Origin of the sequence: Mycobacterium sp. 1245499.0 (assembly GCF_001673615.1) — a bacterium.
Classification (GTDB): domain Bacteria; phylum Actinomycetota; class Actinomycetes; order Mycobacteriales; family Mycobacteriaceae; genus Mycobacterium; species Mycobacterium europaeum_A.
This window is the reverse complement of sequence record NZ_LZMG01000152.1, coordinates 1-6007: the sequence shown is the minus strand read 5'-3', so window position 1 is coordinate 6007 and position 6007 is coordinate 1. Positions and strand designations below refer to the sequence as shown.

Annotated in this window: 8 protein-coding genes and 1 pseudogene; 3 read left to right on the top strand and 6 right to left on the bottom strand. The window is 64.0% G+C overall.

Annotated elements, in window-relative coordinates:
- Window positions 1-201 precede the first annotated feature (201 nt).
- The 3 genes from A5646_RS07835 (at window position 202) to A5646_RS07825 (ending at window position 2685) form a co-directional block, all read left to right on the top strand.
- On the top strand, window positions 202-798 hold the full coding sequence (locus tag A5646_RS07835; RefSeq protein ID WP_082984670.1) for a DUF732 domain-containing protein: 597 nt from the start codon (window positions 202-204) through the stop codon (window positions 796-798).
- A gap of 794 nt (window positions 799-1592) precedes the next feature.
- Window positions 1593-1892, top strand: coding sequence for a DUF732 domain-containing protein (locus A5646_RS07830; RefSeq protein ID WP_067021038.1), 300 nt, complete (start codon window positions 1593-1595; stop codon window positions 1890-1892).
- 19 nt (window positions 1893-1911) lie between these two features.
- Window positions 1912-2685, top strand: coding sequence for an FkbM family methyltransferase (locus tag A5646_RS07825; protein ID WP_067021035.1), 774 nt, complete (start codon window positions 1912-1914; stop codon window positions 2683-2685).
- Between the two features lie 55 nt (window positions 2686-2740).
- On the opposite strand, the gene A5646_RS07820 is transcribed toward A5646_RS07825, so the two are convergent.
- The 6 genes and pseudogenes from A5646_RS07820 to A5646_RS29810 form a co-directional block, all read right to left on the bottom strand.
- Window positions 2741-2980, bottom strand: coding sequence for a hypothetical protein (locus A5646_RS07820; RefSeq protein ID WP_082984667.1), 240 nt, complete (start codon window positions 2978-2980; stop codon window positions 2741-2743).
- A 3-nt stretch (window positions 2981-2983) separates the two neighbouring features.
- Window positions 2984-3439 (bottom strand): hypothetical protein, encoded by a 456-nt coding sequence (locus A5646_RS07815; RefSeq protein WP_067021032.1) that lies wholly within the window; start codon window positions 3437-3439, stop codon window positions 2984-2986.
- Complete coding sequence (locus A5646_RS07810) at window positions 3439-4020, bottom strand: CidA/LrgA family protein (protein WP_156765548.1); 582 nt, start codon at window positions 4018-4020, stop codon at window positions 3439-3441. The genes A5646_RS07815 and A5646_RS07810 overlap by 1 nt, the downstream gene beginning before the upstream one ends.
- A gap of 10 nt (window positions 4021-4030) precedes the next feature.
- Window positions 4031-4381: a hypothetical protein gene (locus A5646_RS29380; RefSeq protein WP_067021026.1), complete on the bottom strand. Its 351-nt coding sequence runs from the start codon at window positions 4379-4381 to the stop codon at window positions 4031-4033.
- A gap of 17 nt (window positions 4382-4398) precedes the next feature.
- A complete protein-coding gene (locus A5646_RS07800; RefSeq protein WP_067021023.1) occupies window positions 4399-5766 on the bottom strand; it encodes a hypothetical protein in 1368 nt (455 codons plus the stop codon).
- Window positions 5766-6007 (bottom strand): annotated as a pseudogene (locus A5646_RS29810) (hypothetical protein); the annotation flags it as partial. The gene A5646_RS07800 and the pseudogene A5646_RS29810, both read right to left, overlap by 1 nt.

Here is a 6007-nt window from a genome sequence, read left to right as displayed (position 1 = left end):
TCGGTGGAGCTAAGGGGACTCGAACCCGTTCCAAAACCGCAGGATAGGGTTCATGAGCTGCGAAAACACAGGGGTGTAATTTGCATTCGTTGCAATTCAGTGCAATCCGCGACATGCGGAAACACAACCACCGGGTGACACTGTCAAACGGCGCATACCGACTCATGGCGCGGCGTAGCATCCCGATCTGGGAAGGCCACCATGAACCAACCATCCAGCTCACCTCCTGATGACACCGTTGCGAACGCCACTGCGGCCGCGGAGCTCCCCGATGCTGCTGCCCTGGCATGGTCAGACGCCGAAGACATTGATGAGCCGGGGCGGGTGTCGTGGCGTGTTGCGTGGGGGCGTGCTGCGGGTGTGCTGGTGGTGTGTCTGATGGCTGCGGCGGTGGTGGTGTTGGGGTGGCGGCAGTTGTCGGTGCAGCAGCGTCCGGAGCAGCCGGCGCCGCGCGCCGAGGCGCCGGCCCGAGTCGATGCCCCGGCCCCGATCTCTGAACCGGCCGTGGCGCCGAGCCCGCCGCTGCCGTCGACGACGGGAAGTGTGGCGCAGAAGATGACCACTCCCCCGGCGGCGCTTGATCCGGACAGCATCTACCTGCAGCTGCTGTCAGATGCCGGGGTTAAAGCCCCGACGCGGGAGAAGGCCATCGCCAATGGGCGTCTGATTTGTCAGCAGCTCGCGCAGGCTGAAGTGGATCGGGTGAACCCGAGTCTGGGTGTGGAGAGGGCGAACGGAACTGTGTACGCGGCGATAGATGCCTACTGCCCGCAGTTTGAGGACAGAGGTGGATATTGATGGTGAAAGACGCGCCCGAGGATCAGATCGGGATCGCACGTGCTCGTATCGCCGACGCCCGCCGAACGCTGCGGCAGATGCAGCACACGGGACTTTGCGCGACGTTCGTAGACCGGGCGCCAGGAGATCAATGTGACTGCCAACGCAGCGCGGTCCTGGCGTGGCTCGACCACATCGAAGCACCGCTAGCTGGTTTTTCGACGTAAATCCCCCAACTTATCGGTAAAAGGAGAAACAATGAGACGCTGGATTCGGCAGCGGATGCGGAACGCATGGACGTTTATCACCTGCGCCCCGTTGGGACTGCCATTCACCTACGAGTCCGAGGAAGAGATCGGGACACAGTTGCGTTTGGATGCTCATGTCAGGACCTACATCGGTCCTGATGGGAAAGTCTGGTTCCTGAGCGCCCGACCGCGAGCGGCCGGCTGACGTAAACCCATGGCTAGGTCTGGTGTAGCCGCTGCGGAGTACTTCAGCGGCGGTGTTGACTCAAACAATCGCGCCCACTCGATCATGGGTCCGGAATGCTCATTTTGCCGTCACAGGCTGCGCTGGCATGACCACGACGGATGTAGTCAATGCCGCTGCGCCACATTCGATGAAGGCATGCCTCGCGGTGTGGGGAACATGGTGTGGCATCAACTCATCTTGCGGCACACCATCGACAACCTCACCACTGCCGTGACCGTTGGTGAGCGTCAACGCAGGGGCTACCACTTCCGGTGCTCATGCGGCAAGGAATGGCGCGGCAAGCACCGCGTGAAGTATCTGACCGATCACGGACCAGCGTGATGAAGCGGCTGATCGTGTGTACCGCTCTGCTGGCGGCCGGCGTGGGGTTTGCGATGTTCTGCGCGGAGAAGGCTAACGCTGACGAAGCGTCCTACCTTGCCGACCTGCAGGCCAGCAACATTCCCGTGCTCAGCCAGCCGAAGGCGGTCAGTGACGGGTACCGGGTGTGTAGGGACATCAGGGATGGGCAGTCGCCCGAGTCGGCGGCGCAGACGTTCGGCCCGTACTACAACCTGGTCGGTGCGCAGATCGTGGATATCGCCCGCCGGAACCTGTGCCCCGATACCCTGCACAACTAGAGCAGTCAGGGGACAGTCATTGAAGATCGGGAAATACACCATCGACTTGTCGATCAACCGCTACTTCCTGCCCGGGGCGCTGTCCCCGTGGCATTGGCGGGGTATGCAGATCGATATTGAACCGAAATCCGCTATCGCGCACACCATCCGCCGAACCGGCGGTTTTGAGGAAGCCGAAATTGAGATCGCCGCGGCCCTATACGCTGTGCGCTACTCGGGCCGGCACATCGTCGATGTCGGAGCCAACATCGGTCTGCACAGCTTGGCGTGGTCGAAACTAGCGCCCGTGCTGTCTGTGGAGCCTGCCCCGGCCACTTACGCCCGGTTGACAGCCAATGTCGCCGCGAACCAGCTGCATGACCGGATCCGCACCGTCCGAACCGCTGTCAGTGACACAGTCGGCGAGGTCGAATTCTTCGTGGCGAAGGACAGCGCGTTCAGTTCCATGAAAGACACCCGGCGTCGGGAGATCGCGGATCGGGTTGTGGTGCCATGCACCACGCTGGACAAGCTGGCCGCTGAGCTGCCCCCGGTGGGTCTGGTCAAGATTGATGTTGAGGGGTTCGAGCGGGCAGTGATCGCCGGCGCGGCTGGGTTGCTGCGCCGCGACCAGCCCGTGCTGTTCGTGGAGATCTACGGTGGAACGGATTCCAACCCCGATCCGGAGGGGACGGTAGAGGACATCCGCTCTTACGGCTACGACCCGTTCGTCTATGTCCGCGACGTCGGGTTGCTGCCGTATGAGCGGCACCGCGACGATCGACAGAATTACTTCTTCATCCCGGCACGGTAGAAACACGAAAAGGCGCCCCCTGACCCGTAAGGTCAAGAGGCGCCTATTTTTTGGTTTAACGTGCTGCCCGTAGCAGCTTCTTCGCCGTGAACAGCCAATGCAGCGGGTCGAAGCGATTAGGGATCATGTTGCAAAGGTGGACCGCGATGGAAAACACCACGACGCGGGTGATCCACGGGTGGGAAAGCATGTACCTGTCTGCGGCCTCTGACAGCAACTCACCTTCCGGGGCGGCTACCTCGTACACGGCGATACCCGCGGCCAGCGCCAGCCATGCCCGATCTGCGGTACGCATCAGTCACTCATCGATCAACTCGTGGTGGGCGGATGACCGGCGTTCCCGGCGGCGTATCGCTGGGGGTCGGCGGATTTCGATGCCCTGCTCAAGCAGCTTGCTGTACGCCTCCCGGATCCACGGCAACAGCTCTTCTTCGACGGTGGCCCACAGCTCGTCCAGGTCGGCCACCGCGTCTTGCCACTGCTGGAATCGTTTGTTGCTGCGCCGCACCAACTCTGAGAGTTCCGCGCGGAGGACGGCGCTGCGCCGCTCGTCTGCGTCGATGCGTTGCCGCTCGCGGAGCTCTTCCGCTACTCGGCGCTGCTGATCGCGTTCCTGTTCCTCGCGTTCGCGTTCCCGCTGCATCTTCCGCAGCGTCTCGTTGTCGATCCCCCGCTGAGTCCCCAACCGCAACAAAGCGGCCGCAGCGACGAGAGCGGACAGAATGGTGCAGCCGGCGAGGATCCATTGGATCATCAGCGTTCCTCGGCTTCACCGATGTCCACGCTCAGGTCGTATCTGCTCTTTCGGCGCCGGATCGTTCCCCGGTTAACGATGCGGTCGAGGCGGTTGATGCGGTGGATTTCCTTAATGCACACCAGGGCGGTTTGGGTACAGCCACCGATGATGGCGAACGCCAGCGCCCCGCTGAGGTTGACGTAGGTCGACTGGTGGACGGCCAGTGTGAACTCGTAGAGGCAGAGGGTGAAGATGACTGAGATTTGCCCGCCCACGGCGAACAAGTAGGGAAGCCGCACATCGGTTTTGGCGCTGGGGAACCAGTGTCTAGTGCCCATGAGGCTGCCGAGAATGCAGACGGTGGAGCCGACGATGACACACAGCGCCAAGGTTTCGTTCTGCTGCTTGTCGAAGTAGGCCATCGCGCCAACCCCGGAGGGGTGGAACATCAACGCCCAACCGGTGATCACCAAGCCGAGGTGGACCCACAGGTACATGCGGGATCGATCGACCCGGCTCTTGGCTGGGCTGCGGACCCACAACAGCCACAGGTCACGAACCAAGCGGAAGGGCGCCAGTATGTCGTCGCGGTAAGCCACCGGGGCGGCCTTACTTCGCTGGCGGCTTTTTAGCGGCTGGCTTCTCCGCGGGCGCTTTCACCGGGGCAGCTTTCCGCGGCCGCCGAGCACGGGCCGACTTGACTGCGGGAGCTGGCACGAACGACGTCGGCGGAGTCCCCGGCACTGCCTGCCCGACGATCGCCAGGATGAACGCCAAGATCGCACCGGAAAGCGCGCCGGCCGCCACACCCCACCCGGGGATGCTCAGATGCGTGTCCGAGTCGACCGACCCGACACCGCCGAGGATCCACGAGTTCGATGCGCCGATCGCGGCGCCGTAGATGACATGGTTGAGCGCGGCGCGCCAGAACGTGATGGAGAAGTAGTCAGGCTGAGTCATTGTGCTCTGTCCTTTCCCTAAACGGTGACCGGCACACGAGATCCGTAGTCAGCGGCGTGCTGTATGCCGAGTTGCAGAAACGTCTGCGGGCCCGGGCCCCACGTCGTGTTGTGGTAGGAGATGTGCGGGGCGGTTCCGCTGCCGAAGAACTTCAGCGCGAGGATCGCGGCCTGGACGTCGGCGGCCGGCCCGGTGGGCAGGTTGGTGCCGTTCCCGGAGATGCCGTCAATGAGGCCTTCGAAGCCACCCACGAGCAGCGGCAGCATGAGCGGCACGAGACCCGCTGTGAGGCCGATGGATCCGCCCGCGACGCCGGTGATGAGGCTGGCAGGTGAGCCTCCGCCGAGCAGACCGCCCAAGATGCCACCGAGCCCACCACTACCTGTGGTGCCGCCGGGCTGGTTGACGATGGCGCCCCCGTTGATGATGCCGCCGTCTTTTACAACGAGCTGCAGCAGCATCTGCACGAACTTGGCCATGGTGCCCAGCGGGTCGGACACCGCGGTGCCGAGGATGAATTCCTCAACGTCGGCGAGCACCTGGCCGGTGCCGCCTAGTGGGGCGTTGGTGTAGAGGTCGGCGGGGTTGACCAGCCAGCAGCACCGCCAACCGAGGGCGTCCTGCGCCGCCTTGGACATCGTGAAGTAGGGGGTGCCGATACCCTGCCCGGCCTGAACCGGGCCGAGGTAGAACGACTTCCCGAACGGCCGCCACGGGTCCGCGACCAACACCACGCACACCAGCCGGTCGCGGTGCGGGTAGAGCGGATGGTTCGGGTTGAACAGATCGTTGAGGAACAGGATGACACCCTTCGTTCCCAAGCTGTAGCCGGTGACGCCGAACGTGACCGTGGAGCCCAGGACGGCGTCGGTGAGCATCTGCCGCGCCTGCTCCGCGCACTCATCCCCGGACGGGGCGTTGGGGTCGTTCGCGGCGCCGACGGGGATACCGCCCATGCTGGCGGCGTAGTCGATCGGATGCTCGTGATAGATCCCAGGCAGGGCTTGGGCTATCTGGCTGGTGTAGTCCTGCCCGATGATGCCGCCGGTGCCGCGGACGGTGAACAGCGCGTGCGTGGGTGGCGGCGGGGGCGGGTAGGCGCCGATCTTGGTGCGCATCGCCAGGTTCGCCACCGCGTTGCCGCTGACATCGCGTACGACGGGCAGGTTGATCTTGGAGTGGATGCAGTACTTCTCGACCGCGGCGGCGATGCTCAGGTCGTAATTGGCCTGCGGGGTGACGCCGAACTTGGGGCCACCCCACTTGGCGAGGGCGGTGGTCAGCAGGGTGACGGCTTCCCAGTTCGGGTCGGTGCGTTTCGCGGTGGCGGGGTCGGTGTCGCCGACACCGAATCCGATCCAGCGGCCGTTCGCGTCGGTAGCCATCAGCGCGACTTCCGGGCTGTGCGCTTGCCGGCAGCCTTGGCCGCTGTCTGCTTAGTCTTCGACTGCAGACTCCACAGGAAATCCCGCAGCGTCGCGCCCTTGGAATTCCAGCTCGGGTCCCCCGGGCCCAGCTGCTCGACGATGTACTCGAGCAGCTGCCGATCAGTCGCGCCAGCCACCCATGCCTCAAATGGATCCGCTGGGGTCGTGTCGCCACCTGTGTCGCCCGGCGGCGGCGTGG